At 69.5% G+C, this 17,000-nt stretch carries 15 protein-coding genes and 2 pseudogenes; 8 read left to right on the forward strand and 9 right to left on the reverse strand.

Annotation, left to right across the window (positions count from 1 at the left end):
- Window positions 1–2: 2 nt before the first annotated feature.
- From ABGB18_RS23275 to ABGB18_RS23290, 4 genes are all read right to left on the reverse strand, one after another.
- Window positions 3–233, reverse strand: a complete 231-nt coding sequence (locus tag ABGB18_RS23275; RefSeq protein ID WP_347697679.1) for a DUF6343 family protein — start codon at window positions 231–233, stop codon at window positions 3–5.
- Between the two features lie 11 nt (window positions 234–244).
- Complete coding sequence (locus tag ABGB18_RS23280; protein WP_347697680.1) at window positions 245–943, reverse strand: maleylpyruvate isomerase family mycothiol-dependent enzyme; 699 nt, start codon at window positions 941–943, stop codon at window positions 245–247.
- Window positions 944–959: 16 nt separating this feature from the next.
- Entirely contained in the window at window positions 960–1,667 is a 708-nt protein-coding gene (locus ABGB18_RS23285; RefSeq protein WP_347697681.1) for a DUF4344 domain-containing metallopeptidase, read from the reverse strand.
- Between the two features lie 193 nt (window positions 1,668–1,860).
- A complete protein-coding gene (locus ABGB18_RS23290; protein ID WP_347697682.1) occupies window positions 1,861–2,559 on the reverse strand; it encodes a hypothetical protein in 699 nt (232 codons plus the stop codon).
- 222 nt (window positions 2,560–2,781) lie between these two features.
- Here ABGB18_RS23290 and ABGB18_RS23295 point away from each other — a divergent pair, with 222 nt between their 5' ends.
- On the forward strand, window positions 2,782–3,654 hold the full coding sequence (locus ABGB18_RS23295; protein ID WP_347697683.1) for a sugar kinase: 873 nt from the start codon (window positions 2,782–2,784) through the stop codon (window positions 3,652–3,654).
- Here ABGB18_RS23295 and ABGB18_RS23300 read toward each other — a convergent pair.
- On the reverse strand, window positions 3,651–6,920 hold the full coding sequence (locus ABGB18_RS23300) for a discoidin domain-containing protein (RefSeq protein ID WP_347697684.1): 3,270 nt from the start codon (window positions 6,918–6,920) through the stop codon (window positions 3,651–3,653). The two genes, ABGB18_RS23295 and ABGB18_RS23300, sit on opposite strands and share 4 nt — an antisense overlap.
- Window positions 6,921–7,158: 238 nt before the next feature.
- Here ABGB18_RS23300 and ABGB18_RS23305 point away from each other — a divergent pair, with 238 nt between their 5' ends.
- The 6 genes from ABGB18_RS23305 to ABGB18_RS23330 all read left to right on the forward strand — a co-directional run bounded on the left by ABGB18_RS23305 (window position 7,159) and on the right by ABGB18_RS23330 (window position 13,591).
- A complete protein-coding gene (locus ABGB18_RS23305) occupies window positions 7,159–8,157 on the forward strand; it encodes a LacI family DNA-binding transcriptional regulator (RefSeq protein ID WP_347697685.1) in 999 nt (332 codons plus the stop codon).
- Window positions 8,158–8,250: 93 nt separating this feature from the next.
- Entirely contained in the window at window positions 8,251–9,600 is a 1,350-nt protein-coding gene (locus ABGB18_RS23310) for an extracellular solute-binding protein (RefSeq protein ID WP_347697686.1), read from the forward strand.
- 4 nt (window positions 9,601–9,604) lie between these two features.
- Window positions 9,605–10,471 carry a sugar ABC transporter permease gene (locus tag ABGB18_RS23315; RefSeq protein ID WP_347697687.1) on the forward strand — a complete coding sequence of 289 codons (867 nt, stop codon included), beginning with the start codon at window positions 9,605–9,607 and terminating at the stop codon, window positions 10,469–10,471.
- On the forward strand, window positions 10,468–11,481 hold the full coding sequence (locus ABGB18_RS23320; RefSeq protein WP_347697688.1) for a carbohydrate ABC transporter permease: 1,014 nt from the start codon (window positions 10,468–10,470) through the stop codon (window positions 11,479–11,481). Before ABGB18_RS23315 ends, ABGB18_RS23320 begins: the two co-directional genes overlap by 4 nt.
- A 3-nt stretch (window positions 11,482–11,484) precedes the next feature.
- The gene (locus ABGB18_RS23325; protein ID WP_347697689.1) at window positions 11,485–13,011 is read left to right on the forward strand and encodes a glycoside hydrolase family 13 protein; all 1,527 of its coding nucleotides are present in this window, start codon (window positions 11,485–11,487) and stop codon (window positions 13,009–13,011) included.
- 52 nt (window positions 13,012–13,063) lie between these two features.
- Window positions 13,064–13,591, forward strand: a complete 528-nt coding sequence (locus ABGB18_RS23330; RefSeq protein WP_347697690.1) for a carboxymuconolactone decarboxylase family protein — start codon at window positions 13,064–13,066, stop codon at window positions 13,589–13,591.
- Between the two features lie 92 nt (window positions 13,592–13,683).
- On the opposite strand, the gene ABGB18_RS23335 is transcribed toward ABGB18_RS23330, so the two are convergent.
- On the reverse strand, window positions 13,684–14,679 hold the full coding sequence (locus tag ABGB18_RS23335; RefSeq protein WP_347697691.1) for a LacI family DNA-binding transcriptional regulator: 996 nt from the start codon (window positions 14,677–14,679) through the stop codon (window positions 13,684–13,686).
- A gap of 20 nt (window positions 14,680–14,699) precedes the next feature.
- Between ABGB18_RS23335 and ABGB18_RS23340 the strand changes: the two are divergent.
- Window positions 14,700–15,065: pseudogene (locus ABGB18_RS23340) on the forward strand (zinc ribbon domain-containing protein); the annotation flags it as partial.
- 159 nt (window positions 15,066–15,224) lie between these two features.
- Here ABGB18_RS23340 and ABGB18_RS23345 read toward each other — a convergent pair.
- The 3 genes and pseudogenes from ABGB18_RS23345 to ABGB18_RS23355 form a co-directional block, all read right to left on the reverse strand.
- A pseudogene (locus ABGB18_RS23345) lies at window positions 15,225–15,407 on the reverse strand (family 1 glycosylhydrolase); the annotation flags it as partial.
- Window positions 15,408–15,551: 144 nt separating this feature from the next.
- Window positions 15,552–15,968 (reverse strand): hypothetical protein, encoded by a 417-nt coding sequence (locus tag ABGB18_RS23350; RefSeq protein WP_347697692.1) that lies wholly within the window; start codon window positions 15,966–15,968, stop codon window positions 15,552–15,554.
- Window positions 15,969–16,086: 118 nt separating this feature from the next.
- The gene (locus ABGB18_RS23355; RefSeq protein ID WP_347697693.1) at window positions 16,087–16,983 is read right to left on the reverse strand and encodes a serine/threonine-protein kinase; all 897 of its coding nucleotides are present in this window, start codon (window positions 16,981–16,983) and stop codon (window positions 16,087–16,089) included.
- Window positions 16,984–17,000 lie beyond the last annotated feature (17 nt).

Raw genomic sequence — 17,000 nt, forward strand, 5'->3', positions numbered from 1 at the left:
GCTCAGCGGCGATGCCGGAGCACCAGGAGGTCGATGGCGGCGACGACGGCCACGGCGGCCGCGATGGCCGCCTCCCAGCGCCAGACCTCCGCTCCCGTGCGCATGGCCAGCACGGCGAAGAGCACCGCGATCACGACGCCGAGCACCAGCGCGACCAGGGACAGGATCCGCCGGGCCCGCAACGGGCTGCGCGCGCTCAGCGGCTCTGTGCCCCGCCGGTTGCGTAGCCACATGACGGCCTCCCTCAGGCCAGGCACCTCAGGGCCGCGACGATCCGGGGGTCCAGCCGGGTGTCCGGGCCCAGCCGCCCCACCGTGGCCTCCACGAACTCGGGGTAGGACAACGTGGCGTTGACCCCGTCCACCGCCGCCCAGATCTGCTCGGCCGTCTGCTCGACCTGCACTTTGGCCTCCTGCTCGACCAGCGCGAAGCGGCCCACCGCGACTCGCCACGCCGTGCGGCCGTCGGCCTCCTCCTCGGACACGGGGGCGCCGACGTCGTCGGCGTGGGTGGCGTACTCGGAGTCGTAGTGGAAGGCCTGCTTGCCCGCCGGATACGGCCCGGCCATCGTGTCGAGCAGGGCGTCGGGGCCGAGCTCCCGCATGTGCCGGCGCGTCTCGCCGTTCAGCTCCCGCCACTCCGCCAGCACCTCTTCGACCGGCCGGTCGCGGCGCTGCCGCACGGACCACTCGTTGAAGTCGTTGTACCCGCTCACTCCCGCGCGGGCCAGCCGGGTCAGCAGGTCCTCCACGGTGCCGTCGAGGCAGGCGTGGTTGTACAGCTCCTCGCCCGCCAGGTGCCCGAGCAAGTCACGGACCGACCAGCCCGCACAGCGCGAGGGCCGTGCCCAGCCGGCCTCGTCCAGCCCGGCGAAGAACCGGTCGAGCCTTGCCGCCTCGGCGTCAAAGATGTCGAACGGGTCAAAGCTATTGAGCAGCTCCATACACGGACGCTACCCCTCATATGGTGACTTTCACGGCTTTGGATCCAATGGCTGACTTGACCCGGTTGTAGTCGTTGACGCAGGTCGGAACGCGTTCGGCGGGGATCCAGCCGCCCCGGGCGATGCGGTCGTACCGGGTGGGGTCGGCGCCGTACAGGAGGCAGGCGAAGGTCGCGGACTCGGCCATCCCCGAGAGGTGGTCGATGCCGGCGTGGCCGGCGGCGAGCAGGTGGCGCGCCTCGGCGGCGGGCACGACGCTCCCGGGCGCGTCGACGGGGAGCGTCAGCGCGGCGAACTCGTCGGCCTGCGGATCGCTGTCGCTCATGCCGTTCAGCGTGGTCAGGGCGTGGCCGAGCTCGTGGTGGAAGAGCGCGGCCAGCGCGCCGTCCGTACGGGTGGCCGCCACCTTCGCGTCGGCCTCCTCGGTCTCCGAGATGCCCTCCATGGTGCGGCGCACCTTGTCCACCAGCGAGTAGCAGATCGTGATCTCGCGCTCGGCGCGGTCCCAGGTGGCCGTCGGGGAGTCGCAGTCGCGGGCGACGACCTTGACCGGCTCGGGCAGCCGGATCCGGGTCTTCAGGACGTCGCTGTCCTTCAGCAGCTCCCTGGCCTGCTCGGCCTGCGGGGAACCGGCCGGTTCGTAGCGGACGGACAATCCGGTTGACGGGGCCGCTCCCAGCGTGCTCGTCATGCTCAGGACGAGGGCGATCACGGGGTGCGGCATGCGTGGCTCCTTCGGGGGTCGATCAACGCAATGCGACAGTCCATGCGCGTTCGAGTGATCGATAAACCTCGGAGCGAGCGATCCGGCCGAAAAAGCTGGAGGCCCGACCCCGTGAGGGGCCGGGCCGCACAGAAAGCCGCCGGCCCGGCCCACGAAGGGCCGGGCCGGCGGTGGTGTTGTGAAACCGGCCGGGTTACCAGCCGTAGACACGCACGTAGTCGTAGCGGCTCGTGGTGTCCTGCAGCCTGCTGTCGCCGGCGTACACCGCCTTGAACGTGCCGCTCTTGTAGGCACGGGTCTTGGCGCTGTACTTGCCGCCCCAGGAGGTGTAGTCGGAGGCGACCCACTTCCAGACGCTGGAGCCGCTCTGACGGTAGTAGACGTTCACCTTCTCGCCGCGAACGCCTTCCCAGCGGTGGTCCTTGGCCTGGAGGACACCGGAGAAGTAGACGCTCTTGCCCTTGCGGACCTTGGACGGGCCGGCGTTGAGGGAGATCCGGGTGTCGTCCTTCTTCTTGATGATGACCGAGAAGTACGAGTCGTCCTTCGCGACCACCTTGCCGTAGCGGTTGTAGGCCACCGCGGTGGCCTTCCACTTGCCGGCCTGGTCGTTGTCGTTGAACTCGACGGAGTAGCGCCAGTGGTGGAGGTCCTTGACGCTCTTGGCGCTCATGGTGTGCTGGCCCGAGACGGGGGCCACGCTGAGGGAGACGCGCCGGACGTCGCGGGTGGCGGCGATGTTGAAGTACGCCTTGGCCTCGTCGCCGTCCTTCACCACGACCGGGTTCGGCGAGATGTCGCGAATCCGGACGTCCGCGGAGGTGTGAGCGGAGGTGGTGGTGGAGGCGGAGGCGGCGCCCGCGCCCGCGACCAACATGGACCCGCCGACCATGGCGGAAATAATACCTACTGCGATCTTCTGCATGAGGGTGCTGATTCCTCTCCCCGTATGGACTAGGCGCCGGCCCGGGGTGGCCGACCCACAACAACTTAGAGGCACGTGATGGGGGAAAAGTTGGCTAAAGTTCCAGAAAAATATTTGATCACGGTGTTTACCTGCACTTACGATGAAAAATCCTTTTTGGGGTGACTTGAACCACTACAGTCGAGATCCATGACCGACGTCTACACACTCGGGGAGGCGCTGGGGGTCGTCTCCAGCGGCCGGGTCCGCCACGAGAGCGAGGCCAGGCTGGACGTCTGCGGACCCGAGTTCACCCTGGCCGTCGCCCTGGCACGGCTCGGGCACCGGACCGCGTTCCTGGGCAAGGTCGGCGGCGACGAACTCGGCGCCAGGGCACTCACCGTGCTCAGGGGCGAGGGCGTGGACGTCACGGACGTGCGGGTGTCCGAGGGACTCCAGACGGGCCTGCTCCTGAGAGACACCCACGTGGCCAGAGAACTCAAGGTCACCCACTACCGCACCGGCTCGGCGGGCTCCCTCCTCGCCCCGGGCAACGTGCCGATCGACCGGATCGCGGCCGCCAAGATGCTCCACGTCACGGGCCTCACGGCGGCCCTGGGCCGCGACGCCCTGGAGGCCGTGCGGGTCGCCGTCGGCGCCGCGAAGAACGCCGACGTGGTCGTCTCCTTCGCCGTCGAGTACGTCCCCGAGCTCTGGCCGTCGGTACGCGAGGCCGAGCAGGTGCTCGGCGAGCTGGCCTGCGACTCCCACCTGCTCTTCCTCCGCCAGGACGAGCTGGACCTGGTCAAGCCCGCCCTCACCCCGGAGCGCGAGGTCGTGGTGGACCGCGGCGCCAAGGGCGCCAGCGTACGGGCCGACCGCATGCGCTACGACGTGCCGGGCTGGCAGGTCCCGGTGGTGGACACGGCGGGCGCGGGCGAGGCCTTCGCGGCCGGCTACATCAGCGCCGCCCTCGACGGTCTCACGCCCCAGGAGCGCCTGCACCGCGGCGCGCTGCTGAGCGCCGCCGCGGTGACCAGCGTGAGCGACTGGCAGGGGTTGCCCACCAGGGACGAGCTCTAGTCAGTCGTGAGCGTGAACGTCGAGGTCGTGTTCCTGATGTTCTGCGCGTTGTTGCTCATGCGCAGGTTGTTGATGGTCGCCGAGCCGACCGCGGGGCCCTGGCCGGGCTCGGGGAGCTCGTTCACCCAGATCCCGAACCCGGATTTGGCGTCGAAGGCGTCACCGCTCTTCTGCGCCCCGCTGATCGACACGTTGGTGAAGACCGTGTCCGTGACCGGGTTCAGCGGCGCGCCGCCCGAGTAGCCGGTCTGGAACATGATCCCGCTGTACGTCGGGTCCACGATGTCCAGGTTGCTGACCCGGATGCCCTGGAACACCTTCGAGGAGGAGAACACCCACAGGGCCGGGAACGTCTGCTGTCCCCAGAAGTGCCCACCGGCCCTGACCAGTGAGATGTTGTCGAACGTCGTCGGCGGGCTGGCCCCGAACCCGTGCATCGGGATCCCGAAGTCCAGCGAGCTGATCGTCACGCCCGGGTAGGTGAGCGTGTCGGCCACGTAGATGTTCCTGAAGGTGTTGTCGTAGCCGCCGTACACGGCTATGCCCGCGGCCCGCCAGGTGAGCAGCGAGGTCAGGTTCTCGTAGACGTTGCCGAACTGCTGACCGGAGTTGTTGTCGATGGCCGAGAACAGGGCGAAGCTGTCGTCGCCGGTGGACCTGGTCTCGATGTTGGAGACGCGGTTGCCGGTGCTGCCGTTGGTCATGTTCAGGCCGTCGGCGAACACGTTCCTGATGCGCGAGTTCCTGATCGTCAGGTTGTCGGTGTTGGTGCCCCACAGCATGCAGATCTGGTGCTCTACCCAGATGTTCTCGATGGTCATGTTGGCCACGTTCGAGAGGTCGAACACCTTGCCGGGGCCGTCGATGCGCGAGGTGTAGTTGCCGAAGTAGGCGAAGTTCGCGAACGTCGAGCCGTTGGCCGTGGCCTCCGAGCGGAAGCCGACGTCGGTGTTCTCCTGGCCGGCGGGCGCGAAGAACCTCGTGTACCAGGGGCCGGCGCCGACGACCCGGACGGACTTGCCGTACACCTGGAACTTGCCGGCGGTCTGGTAGTCACCCGGGGGCAGGTAGACGCCGACCAGGTTGGCCTCCATGCGGGCCCGGTCGAGCGCGTTCTGCACGTCCTGGTGGGAGAACCCGGCCGGTACGGCGTAGCGCGCCGGATCCGGGTTGGCGATCGGCGCCACCTGCTCGAAGTCGACGAAGTCGATCGCGTACGTGTGGGCGTTGGCCGCGTCCTTCTGCAGCCTGATCCTGCTGCCCGCCGGCACGGTGGTGCCGAGCATCGCGTTCGCCTCGTCGTAGATGTGCCGGGGCGGGCCGGAGCCGGGGGAGTTGTTCGGGCCGGCCTCGGCGCCGTAGAGCCAGGCGTAGCGGGAGGTCAGGCTGATCGCCTTGAGGAACGTGCCGTCGACGTAGACGTTCAGGGTGGAGTTGAGCCCGCCGCCGCCCGGGGCGTCGGGCATGGAGAAGCGGGTGACCAGGGTGTTCGTCGGTGCCCTGGTGGTGAACTCGACGTAGGCGCCGTTCTGGTTGAGCGTCACCGCGCGCCGCCCGGAGGCCTCGCCGGCGATGGTGCCGATGTCCCTGCTCGGGCCGACGCGGGCCGCGCCGCCGCCGATCGCGGCGTCCTCGGCCTCGTACGTGTCGTAGGGCATGTTCGCGCCGCGGCCCACGAACAGCGGCAGGTCGCTGGTGTTGTTGGCCCGCTTGACCGGCAGCTCGTTGGCGTCGGCCGCGAGCACGGTCCTGATCGTGTACCTGCCGTTGGCGGCCGTCCAGGTGCCCAGGTTCACCGGGGCGGTGGTCGCGCCGGGAGCGATGGCGCCGCTGGTCGAGCCGGTCAGCGTGCGGACGACGGAGCCGGAGTCGTTCAGGACGGTGAGCGTGATGCCGTGGGCGCCGGACGACGAGGCGACCGTGCCCTGGTTCCTGATCGCCACCGTGAACGTCACGGTGTTTCCCGCGGCGGGGTTGCCCGGCGTCCAGGCGACGGGGGAGGCGATCAGGTCGGCCGTGTCGACCGGGCGTACGGTGACCGTGCCGCTGGCGGTGTTGTTGGCCTCGTTCTGCTCGATGACCCGGTTGTCCTCGTCCACCTTGGCGGAAAGCTGGTACGTACCCGCATCCCTTGTGCCGATATTTGAGGACACGGTGGTCGAGGCTCCGGCGGCCAGCGCGCCCACGCTGGCCGTGCCGGCCCTGGTGGTGCCCACGTAGAAGTTGACCGAGGTCGCGGCGGAGCCCGCGGTGCCGGCGTTCCTGACCGTGGCCGACAGCGTGACGGCGTCGGTCTCGATCGGCGAGCCGGGCGCGGCGGTCAGGTTCGAGACGGTCAGGTCGGGGTTGGCCGCGGGCGTGCCGAAGATCTGGAACTCGGCCACCTGGCCGCCGGGCGCCCCGGAGTTGGCGGTGATCTGCAGCCGTACGTCGGCGACCTTGGCGGTGACCGGGATGGTCACGGAGTTGCCGGTGGCCGGGTCGAAGGCGTACGAGGTGGCGGAGACGAGGGAGGCGAAGCCGCTCGCGCTCTGCTCGCGGCCCAGCACCTGTACGGTCTGCGTGCGCCGGCCCCAGACGGGGTCGGGGTTGAGCTTGAGGGTGATCGAGGTCAGGTCGGCGTTGGCGCCGAGCTGCACGGTGAGGGTGTTGGGGTAGGCCGCGCCCTCCCAGTAGGTCTGCGGGTTGTCGTCGTTGGCGTTGGCGGCGACGAAGGTGTGGGTGTGGGAGGACTCGGTGATGGGCTTGCCCAGGGCGAGGTTGGGACCGCCGCCCGGCGGGTTGCCGGTGCCGGCGCCCCAGACCTCGAGCTCGGAGAGCTGCCCGGCCGGCCAGCCGGTGTTGGCGGTGATCTGCACCCGGACGTAGCGGGTGGTGGTGGCGGCGAAGGTGATGGTCGCCGTCGGGTTGAAGGTGTAGGTGGCCGCGGGCACCAGCGTGCTGAGGCCGGATCCGGTGGCGCCGTGCTGGACGGTCAGGGTCTGGGTGCGGCTCGGCCAGCCCGCGGGCAGCTTGAGCACGAGCCGGTTGACACTGGCGCTCGCGCCGAGGTCGACCTGGACCCACTGCGGGAAGGCGTTGCCGGCCGATTCCCAGTAGGTGGCCTGGTCGCCGTCGGTGACGTTGGCGGCACGGTAGACGTCGGTGGAGCTGCTGGCGGTGGCGGCCTTGCCGGCGGCGAGGTTGGTGTCCGCCGCGGCCCGGGCGGCGGCGGGTGCCACGAGGAGGCCGATGAGTAACGTGAGGGCGGCTAAGAGTGCTCTCATGGGGGGTGGCCCTTCGGCTGAGTCGGTTGGCCGAACCATAAGATGCCGCGCACATGGCCGCAATATTTCGACTGCATTTCGCAAACCTTTGACTGACTGAGCCGGTGGAGTGATGTCTTCCCGTGCTGGTCAGGAACCCGGAACTCGCAGGAGAATCGCCGTAGGGCGCTGCAAGGTTCGACGTTCGATCCACGTAAGTCATTGCAAGCGCTTGCGCTCAAGGCCCTATAGTTTGCGCATGACTCGACGACTAGCTGAGGTGGCCAAGAAGGTCGGCGTGAGTGAGGCGACCGTGAGCCGCGTGCTCAACGGCAAGCCCGGGGTGTCCGACGCGACCCGCGAGGCGGTGCTCACGGCACTCGACGTGCTCGGCTACGAGCGCCCGACCCAGTTGCGCGGCGACCGGGCCCGGCTGGTCGGCCTGGTGCTCCCCGAGCTGCAGAACCCGATCTTCCCCGCCTTCGCGGAGGTGGTCGGCGGCGCGCTGGCCCAGCAGGGGTTCACCTCGGTGCTGTGCACCCGCACGCTCGGCGGCGTCTCCGAGGCGGACTACGTGGACCTCCTGCTCCAGCAGCAGGTCAGCGGCGTCGTCTTCGCCGGCGGCCTGTACGCCCAGGCCGACGCCTCGCACGGGCACTACGAGCTGCTGCACGAGCGCAAGCTCCCCACGGTCCTGGTCAACGCCGCCGTCCGGCACCTCGACTTCCCGCAGGTGTCGTGCGACGACCTGGTGGCCGCCGAGATGGCCCTCGCCCACCTGCGCGCGCTCGGCCACGACCGGATCGGCATGGTGCTCGGGCCGAAGGACCACATGCCCTCGCGGCGCAAGCTGGAGAAGTTCCAGGCGGAGGGCGGCGACCCGGAGCTGGTCGAGCACACGATGTTCTCCCTCGAAGGCGGGCACGCGGCCGCCGCCCGGCTGGTCAGGCGTGGGGTGAGCGGCGTCATCTGCGCCAGCGACATGCTCGCGCTGGGCACGGTCAGGGCCGCCCGCCGCGCCGGGCTCACCGTGCCGGGCGACATCTCGGTCATCGGCTACGACGACTCCGCGCTGATGAACTGCACCGAGCCGCCGCTGACCACGGTCCGCCAGCCGATCGACGCCATGGGCCGGGCCACCGTGGACCTGCTGGTCGCCCAGATCGACAAGGCCGCCGTGCCGGCGGACGAGCTGCTGTTCGAGCCGGAGCTGGTGGTCAGGGCCTCCACCGCCCGGGCCAGGGCCGGAGCGGTGTGACTTAGTCGTTATCTTGCAATATACAGTCGAAATCTTGCGGGTTTTGAGCCGTGATCCTATGGTGTGGGCACCTCGCATCAGAAGGGTCAGACCATGCAGAGATCCACCGGACTCTTGCTCGCAACCGTGCTGGGGCTCGCGGCCACGGCTTGCGGCTCGGGTGAACCTGCCACTCCCTCCGCTGCCGGCGCCAAGGCCGTGACGATCACGGTGGCCTGCCAGCCTGCCAGGACCGCGCCCAAGGAGCGGCAGGCCTGGGACGACGACGTGGCCGCGTTCATGAAGGCCAACCCCGGCGTGACGGTCAAGAGCACGGACCAGCAGCCGTGCTTCGACCCCAAGACCTTCGGTCCCAAGCTGGCGGGCGGCCAGATGGAGACCGTCTTCGTGGTGCCGGTGACGAACTACAACGATGTCATCTCCCAGGGCCAGGCGCTCGACATCACGCAGTACACCAGCACGATCAAGAACTGGAACGACCTGCGCACCGACGCCCGCGAGCTGGTCACCAAGGACGGCAAGGTCTTCGGCGTCCCGAACGTCCTGTACGGCGTCGGCCTGGTCTACAACCGGGCCCTGTTCACCCAGGCCGGGCTCGACCCCAACACCCCGCCCAAGACGTGGGCCGAGGTGCGCGAGGCGGCCAAGAAGATCGCCGGACTCGGCTCCGGCTACGTCGGCTACGGCGAGTACTCCGGCGGCAACACCGGCGGCTGGCACTTCACCCAGGCCATCTACGGCCGCGGCGGCGACATCCTCACCCCGGACAACAAGAAGGCCGCCTTCAACTCGCCCGAGGGCAAGGCCGTGCTGCAGACGCTGCACGACATGCGCTGGGTCGACAACAGCATGGGCAACAAGCTCCTGATCGGCTGGGAGTCGCTCATGGTCGCCATGGGCGGCGGCAAGGTCGGCATGATGCTGGGCGCCCCCGACGTGGTCACCGACGTGGTCACCAAGTTCAAGGGCAAGACCGCCGACTACGGCATCACCGCTCTCCCCGAGGCCAAGGCGTCCCTGAGCGGCGGCGAGGCGTACATGATCAACCCGAAGGCCACCCCGGAGGAGGCCAAGGCCGGGATGGCGTGGGTCGACTTCCGCTTCAACACCGTCGGCAAGGGCCGCTTCGACTTCGCCCGCGGCAAGTCCATCGGCAACCCGGTCGGCGTGCCCGACAACGCCGTATACGGAGACTCCGCCACCGGCCAGGCCATCCAGTCCGACCGCGTGAAGAACGCCTCCCTGCCGGTCGAGAACTACCAGTCCTACGTCGACTCCGCCGCGTCCATCGCGCCCAAGGCCGAGCCGATGCACGCCCAGGAGATCTACGCCGTCCTCGACGTGGCCATGTCCGCCGTGCTGAGCCGCGAGGACGCCAACATCGACGAGCTGCTCGCGGACGCGGAGACCAAGGTCAACAACCTGCTGGCGGCCAAGGGCTGACACCGTGGGACTTTTGCGGCGTAACCTGACGGCCTACGGTTTCCTGTGCGCGGCGCTGTTCTGCTTCACGGTGTTCGCCTGGTATCCGATGGCCAGGGAGTTCGTTCTGAGCTTCCAGAAGACCGACCTGATCAACCCGCCCGAGTGGGTGGGCCTGGAGAACTTCGAGGGTGCCGTCCAGGATCCGGCCTTCGGTGAGGCCTGGCTGAACACCGTGGAGTTCACGCTCCTCGCACTGCTCTGCGGCTACGCCGTGCCGTTCGTCGTCGCGCTCGTGCTCAACGAGCTGCGCCACGCCCGGGCCTACCTGCGGTTCGTCGTCTACCTGCCGGTCATGCTGCCACCGATCGTGGCGGTGCTGCTGTTCAGGTGGTTCTACGACCCGGGGCCGGGGCTGTTCAACCAGATCCTCGACCTCGTCAACCTGCCACCGCTGGCCTGGCTGGACAGCTCGTCCACCGCCCTGATCTCCCTGGTCATCGTCTCGACCTGGATGAACATGGGCAGTGCGACGCTGATCTACCTGGCCGCGCTGCAGAACATCCCGCCCGAGCTGTACGAGGCCGCCGAGCTCGACGGGGCCGGCATCCTCAAGCGCATCAGGCACGTCACGATCCCGCAGACCCGGCTGATTTTGCTGCTCATGCTGATGTTGCAGATCGTGGCGACCATGCAGGTGTTCATCGAGCCGTACATGCTCACCGGCGGCGGGCCGGAGAACGCCACGGTGTCGGTCGCGTACCTGATGTACCAGTTCGCGTTCTCGCAGATGAACTACGGCCAGGCCGGCGCGCTGGGCATGATGCTCATGATCGTGCTGCTCGCCTTCGCCGCCTTCCAGCTCAGGACCACCCGGGAGGACGACGCATGAGCTCCGGGCGGCGGCACACGGCGACCGAGCCGCCTCACGAAGTGAGACCATCGGAGACGACCAGGGGACGCGACGAGGCGGGCGGGCGGCGGCCGCCGGACCGGCGCGCCGCCTCGCGAGGACGGCGCAGGACACCGAAGCCGATCCACGTGCAGTTCCGGACGATCATCTCGCCGCACCAGCTCAACAGCCGGTGGGGACGGCGGCTCTACTGGCTGGCACTGGTCACCGTCATCGTGGTGTTCAGCCTGGCCTTCGTCCTCCCGCTCTACTGGATGATCACCGGCGCGATGAAGACGCCGGAAGAGGTCGCGGAGATGCCGCCGACGCTCTTCCCCGCGCAGCCGACGCTCGACCCGTTCTTCGAGGCGTGGGACCTGTTCGACATCGGCACACTGCTGGCGAACACCGCCTACTACGCCCTGGGCGGGTGGCTGTTCTGCATGGTCGTGGACGTGTCGGCGGCGTACGCGCTGTCGAAGCTGCGGCCCATGTTCGGCAACGTGATCCTCGGCGCGATGCTGGCCACGCTGATGATCCCGCCCATGGTGATCCTCATCCCGCTCTACGTCACGATCGTGGACCTCGGGCTGCTCAACAACCCGTGGGGCCTGTGGTTCCCGGCGGCGGCCAACGGCTTCAACATCTTCCTGCTCAAACGCTTCTTCGACTCCATACCGCGGGAGCTGATCGAGGCGGCGCAGATCGACGGCGCGGGACCCGTACGGGTGCTGTGGTCGGTCGTGCTGCCGGTCTCCCGGCCGATCCTGGGCGTGGTGTCCATCTTCACGATCGTCACCGCGTTCAAGGACTTCGTCCTGCCGCTGCTGGTCATGACCGAGAGCGACAAGATGACGATCAGCGTGGGCCTGTCGCAGACGGCCGGCGCGGTGACCCAGAACCAAGTCATGGGCGGCCTGGTCATCGCCAGCATCCCCATGATCATCGTCTTCTTCATCTTCCAACGGCACATCATGGCGGGACTCACCGCCGGAAGCATTAAGGGATAGCGCATGTCGCAAACGTGGTGGCGGGGGGCCGCGATCTACCAGGTCTACCTGCGTAGCTTCGCCGACGGGAACGGTGATGGCGTCGGCGACCTCGCCGGCCTTCGCTCGCGCCTGCCGTACCTGAAGGATCTCGGGATCGACGCCATCTGGCTCAACCCGTGGTATCCGTCGCCGATGGCCGACGGCGGCTACGACGTGGCCGACTACCGGGACATCGAGCCGGTCTTCGGCACACTGGCGGAGGCGGAGAAGTTCATCGAGGAGGCCCATGAGCTGGACCTCAAGGTCATCATCGACGTGGTGCCGAACCACAGCTCCACGGAGAGCGCCTGGTTCAAGGAGGCCCTGGCCGACCGCGCCGCCAGGGACCGCTTCTGGTTCAGCGACGAGCCGCTGAACGACTGGCGGTCCATCTTCGGCGGCTCGGCCTGGACCCAGGTCCCGGACGGCCAGTGGTACCTGCACCTGTTCGCCCCCGAGCAGCCCGACTTCAACTGGAACAATCCCGAGGTCCACCGGGAGTTCGAGGACGTGCTGCGGTTCTGGCTGGACCGGGGGGTGGACGGCGTACGCGTCGACTCGGCGGCCCTGCTCATCAAATCGGACACCGGTTTCGAAGACCTCGACGAGGTCCACGACGTCTACCGCCGGTGGCGCGAGGTGACCGACGAGTACGACGAGCGCATCCTGATCGGGGAGGTGTGGCTCCCCGACCAGGAGCGTTTCGCCCGCTACCTGCGCCCCGACGAGCTGCACACGGCCTTCAACTTCGACTTCCTGTCCTGCCCCTGGGACCCGGCGGAGCTGCGCCGGGTCATCGACCTGACCCTCACCACCCACACGCCGGTCGGCGCCCCGCCCACGTGGGTGCTTTCCAACCACGACGTGACCCGGGTGGTCACCCGCTACGGCCGGGCGGACACCACGTTCGCGCACGGCGGCCGCCTCCACGGCACGCCTTCGGACCTGGAGCTCGGCTACCAGCGGGCGCGGGCGGCGGCCCTGCTGGCGATGGCGCTGCCCGGTTCGGTCTACGTCTACCAGGGCGAGGAGCTGGGCCTGCCGGAAGTGGAGGACCTCGCCGACGAGCTGCGCCAGGACCCGATGTACGCCAGGTCGGGCGGCGCCAACCCGGGCCGCGACGGCTGCCGCGTCCCGCTGCCCTGGTCGGGCGAGGACCCCCCGTTCGGCTTCGGCACCGGCACGCCCTGGCTGCCGCAGCCGGAGAGCTGGCGCAAGCTGACCGCCGAGGCCCAGCGCTCGGATCTGGGCTCCATGCTCAACCTGTACCGCACGGCCCTGGGGCTGCGCCGGAAGCTGCTCGGGGACGGCACGCTGACCTGGGCCGCGGAGCCGCCGGGGGACGGGGTGCTGGCCTTCACCCGGGACTCGGGCCTGACCTGCGTCACGAACCTCGGCCCCGAGCCGGTGCCGCTGCCCGCCGGCGAGGTCCTGCTGGCCAGCGGCCCGCTGGAGGGCGGCGCGCTGCCCTCCGACACCACGGCCTGGCTCACCGGCGTCCGGGCGTGACCGCGCGGGGTCCCGGCACCGCCCGGGGCCCCACTACCGTTACGATCACGCCATGGCCCGGCTGCCCAGTAAGACCCCGCAGGACCTCGCCCCCGACGCGCTCGACCTCTACGAGAAGATCACCTCGGGCCCGCGCGGCACCTTCATGGTCGACGCGGCGGGCGGGCTGACCGGCCCGTTCAACGCGATGCTGCTCAGCCCGGAGGTCGGCGACCCCCTGCAGCGCCTGGGCGCGGCCATCCGCTACCGCACCTCGCTGCCCGACCGGGCCAGGGAGCTGGCCATCCTGGCCGTCGCCGCCCACCACGACAGCGCGTTCGAGCGGGCGGCCCACGAGCCCATCGCCCGCGAGCTGGGCTTCACGGACGACGAGCTGGCGGCGCTGCGCACCGGCGCCCCCGTGCCGCTACGAGACCCCTTGGAGGCGACGGTCCTGGAGGTCACCCGCGCGCTGCTGGCCAGGGCCGACCTGGACGACGCGGAATACGCGGCCCTGCCGGCGGCGCAGCTCTTCGAGCTCACGACCCTGGTCGGCTACTACGGCACGCTCGCGCTCCAGCTCCGGGTCTTCCGCGTCTGACCGCCCGGCACGCGCCGCTCCCGCGGGTCCGCCCCGGGCAGGCCGCTCCCGGTCTTCCCGCGCCGCCTCCGGACGCGGGCGCGACCCGGCGGTCAGGCCGACTCCCGGACGACCAGCTCCGTCGGCAGGATCACCGGATCGGTCGGGCCGCCCTCCAACAGGCTCAGCAGCAGCTCGACCATGGACGCCGCCTGCTCGGTCACGGGATGCCGGAGCGTCGTCAGCGGCGGCTCGGTGTATTTCGCCGCCTCGATGTCGTCGAACCCCACCACGGCCACGTCGTCGGGCACCCGGCGACCGGCCTGGCGCAGCGACTGCAGCGCGCCGACCGCCATCAGGTCGTTGGCCACGAAGACGGCGTCCAGCCCGGGATCGTCGCCGAGCAACTGCCGCATCGCGACCGCGCCCGACTCGCGGGTGAAGTCACCGACCGCGACGATCGAGCGGCGGTCGGAGTCACGCAGCACGTTGCGGTATCCGGCCAGCCGGTCCTGGCCCGCGATCATGTCCTGCGGGCCCGCGATGGTGGCGATCCTGCGCCGCCCCGACTCCACCAGGTGCCGGACCCCGGCCTCGGCCCCGCCCACGTTGTCGTTGTCCACGAACGGGATGTCCACCGGCACGGCCGGCCGCCCGTAGGAGACCACGGGCACGCGCAGGCGCGACAGCGCGGCCGGCAGCGGGTCGGCGCCGTGCATGGAGATCAGCATGACGCCGTCCACATGGCCGCCCGCGATGTAACGCTCCACCCGGGCGTGGCTCTTGGCGGAGGAGGCCAGCATCAGCACGACCTGCTTGTTCACCGCCTCCAGCTCCATCGAGGCCGACCTGATCACCGTGGGGAACAGCGGGTCCTCCGAGAAGACCCGGGTGCCCGGCTCGCTGACGACCAGGGCGATCGAGTCGGTGCGCTGGGTCACCAGGCTGCGCGCGGCCGGGTTGGGCACGTAGCCCAGCTCGTCGATCGCGCGCAGCACGGCATCGCGGATGTGGGGCGCCACCGTCGTCTGCCCGTTGACGACCCGGGAGGCGGTGGCGCGCGAAACGCCCGCCCGGGCGGCGACCGCCTCCAGCGTCGGGCGTCTCATCGAACCCCCTTGGGCGCGCGGTGCCGTTGCAGCAGGCGCTGCGGCAGCTGCAGGCCGGGTTCGCGAACTTCTTCGCCAAGCGGGCGAAATGCCCCGTCTTCAAGTCGCGTAAGAAGGCGCGGGCGTCGGCCGAGTACACCCGCTCGGCGTTCCGCTGGCGTAACGGTGAGTCGACGTTGGCGAAGATGGACGCGCCGCTGGCGATCGTGTGGTCGCGGCCCCTGCCCGCGGGGGCGCAGCCCTCCACCGTCACGGTGTGCTCGGCCTGCGGCACCGTACAGAAGGCGCTGCCGCTGAACGTCCGGGAGTGGGTGTGCGCCTGCGGCGCGTCCCATGACCGGGACGTGAACGCGGCCCGCAACATTCTCGCCGCCGGGCTGGCGGAGAGCTGAAACGCCTGTGAAGCCGGCGTAAGACCCACGCGGCGCAAGCCGGGTGGGCGGCTGGCGGTGAAGCAGGAAACCCGACCCGCGAGGGTTGGAATCCCCCGGCTCCAGCCGTGGGAAGGAAGTCAAGACTGCACCAAAGGGGGGCACGGGAAAAATCTACAGCCCGTTGCGCGCGATGACGTCCCTGTACCACAGCGCGCTGTCCTTGAGCACTCTGGTTTGTGTCGCGAAGTCCACATGGACGATGCCGAACCGCCGCCGGTAACCCTCGGCCCACTCGAAGGTGTCCAGCAGCGACCACACGAGATAGCCGCGCAGGTCCGTGCCCGCCTCGATGGCACGCCACCTCCCAGGTCGGCCAGAGCGCCGCCACCTCGGTCCGGTCGGAGGGCAGCCCGGCCTTCTCGAACAGGTCCTTGCGGTAGCACATGGCCAGCCCGCCCACGTCGGTGCCGAGCCCGAGCAACTGCGTGCCGTCCTTGCTCAGGCCCTGCTGCCATTTCCGTCCAGGTAGTCGGCCTGCCGTCTGTCGCGCCCGTACTGCTTGAGGTCGACGAACCTGCCCGGCTGGGCGGTGAACGTGCTGATGTATCCGACCTCGACCGCCTCGACGCCGGCCGCGCCGGCGTTGGTGGCCAGCCGCTTGACCAGGTTGCTGTGGTGGTCGTTGAACTGCGTGACGCTCTCGGCGATCTCGATGTTGGGGTGGGTCTTCTTGTATTCCTCGTAGAGCGGCTTGAAGCCGAGGTCGCCGAAGGAGCCGACGGTCAGCTTGATCTTCTCTCCTGGCTTGGCGCTCGCCTCGGTGGCGGTTCCGCCACCGCCGCAGGCCGCGGTCGCCAGGGCTAGCACGGACGCGGTGAGCAAGGGCAGGGCGAGCCGGCGGACACGAGGGGTCATGGAAACCCTCCTGGACCGGGGCTGGAGGGTGATGGGAGAGCGCTCTCGACAGATCGGCTTGCTTGTGGCTATGTGTCAACGGAGCTTTAGTAACGATCCGAGGTCCCGGAGAGCGCGTTCAGCTCTGGTCGGTGAGCACCCGTCCGGCGATCCTGGCGTACATGCGGCCTGGGCTGGGGGCTTTGGTGAGAAATCCGGGCAGCACGGACAGCCCGCTGGCGAACGGGTCGAGCCGCTCGTACAACTCGTCGGCGTCGGCCGGGCGGTACTCCGGCTGCTTCTCCAGCACCTGCGCCAGCAGCGCGCCCAGCTCCCGGGGCAGCCCCGGGATGGCCGGCGGGCGTTCCTTGACCTGCTTCTCGAAGACCACGTAGTCGGTCGGCCCGGTGAAGAGCTGGCGCCCGGTCAGCATCTCGTGCAGCACGCAGCCGAGCGAGTAGAGATCGCTGCGCGGCTCGGCCACGCCGTGCTGGATCTGCTCGGGAGACATGTACGCCGGCGTCCCCAGGATCTGCCCGATCCTGGTGAACGTGCTGGCCTCGGTGTCCCGCAGCAGCGCCAGCCCGAAGTCGAGCACCTTCACGCTGCCGTCGGGGCAGAGCATGAGGTTGGTCGGCTTGAGGTCGCGGTGGCAGATCGCCAGCGCGTGCGCCGCCGACAGCACCGCGCACGCCTGGGCCGCGATGGCGGCCGCCCACGGCACCGGCAGCGGGCCGTGCTCGCTGACCAGGTCGGCCACGGTGACGCCTTCGATGAACTGCATCACCTGGTAGAGCCGCTGCTCGTGGGTGCCGAAGTCGTACAGGACGGGGGCGCCCGGATGCTCCAGCCGGGCCAGGATGCGGGCCTCGCGGATGAAACGCCGCTCCAGCTCCTGATCATGGCCGCTCGGCAGCCTGAGCAGCTTCACCGCCACCCGGCGGTCGAGATGGCGGTCGTGCCCCGCGTAGACGGCACCCATGCCGCCCTGCCCCAGGGGAAGGTCTTCGAGCTCATAGCGGTCACCGATGACCATTCGCCCTCCCCACCGCC

It is taken from the genome of Nonomuraea sp. B12E4 (assembly GCF_039871825.1).
Lineage (GTDB): Bacteria > Actinomycetota > Actinomycetes > Streptosporangiales > Streptosporangiaceae > Nonomuraea.

Coding starts and splice junctions, on each gene's coding strand:
- ABGB18_RS23275 (WP_347697679.1), bottom strand. CDS start 233: ATGTGGCTACGCAACCGGCGGGGCACAGAGCCGCTGAGCGCGCGCAGC.
- ABGB18_RS23320 (WP_347697688.1), top strand. CDS start 10,468: ATGAGCTCCGGGCGGCGGCACACGGCGACCGAGCCGCCTCACGAAGTG.
- ABGB18_RS23305 (WP_347697685.1), top strand. CDS start 7,159: ATGACTCGACGACTAGCTGAGGTGGCCAAGAAGGTCGGCGTGAGTGAG.
- ABGB18_RS23330 (WP_347697690.1), top strand. CDS start 13,064: ATGGCCCGGCTGCCCAGTAAGACCCCGCAGGACCTCGCCCCCGACGCG.
- ABGB18_RS23355 (WP_347697693.1), bottom strand. CDS start 16,983: ATGGTCATCGGTGACCGCTATGAGCTCGAAGACCTTCCCCTGGGGCAG.
- ABGB18_RS23325 (WP_347697689.1), top strand. CDS start 11,485: ATGTCGCAAACGTGGTGGCGGGGGGCCGCGATCTACCAGGTCTACCTG.
- ABGB18_RS23290 (WP_347697682.1), bottom strand. CDS start 2,559: ATGGTCGGCGGGTCCATGTTGGTCGCGGGCGCGGGCGCCGCCTCCGCC.
- ABGB18_RS23335 (WP_347697691.1), bottom strand. CDS start 14,679: ATGAGACGCCCGACGCTGGAGGCGGTCGCCGCCCGGGCGGGCGTTTCG.
- ABGB18_RS23300 (WP_347697684.1), bottom strand. CDS start 6,920: ATGAGAGCACTCTTAGCCGCCCTCACGTTACTCATCGGCCTCCTCGTG.
- ABGB18_RS23310 (WP_347697686.1), top strand. CDS start 8,251: ATGCAGAGATCCACCGGACTCTTGCTCGCAACCGTGCTGGGGCTCGCG.
- ABGB18_RS23280 (WP_347697680.1), bottom strand. CDS start 943: ATGGAGCTGCTCAATAGCTTTGACCCGTTCGACATCTTTGACGCCGAG.
- ABGB18_RS23295 (WP_347697683.1), top strand. CDS start 2,782: ATGACCGACGTCTACACACTCGGGGAGGCGCTGGGGGTCGTCTCCAGC.
- ABGB18_RS23285 (WP_347697681.1), bottom strand. CDS start 1,667: ATGCCGCACCCCGTGATCGCCCTCGTCCTGAGCATGACGAGCACGCTG.
- ABGB18_RS23350 (WP_347697692.1), bottom strand. CDS start 15,968: ATGACCCCTCGTGTCCGCCGGCTCGCCCTGCCCTTGCTCACCGCGTCC.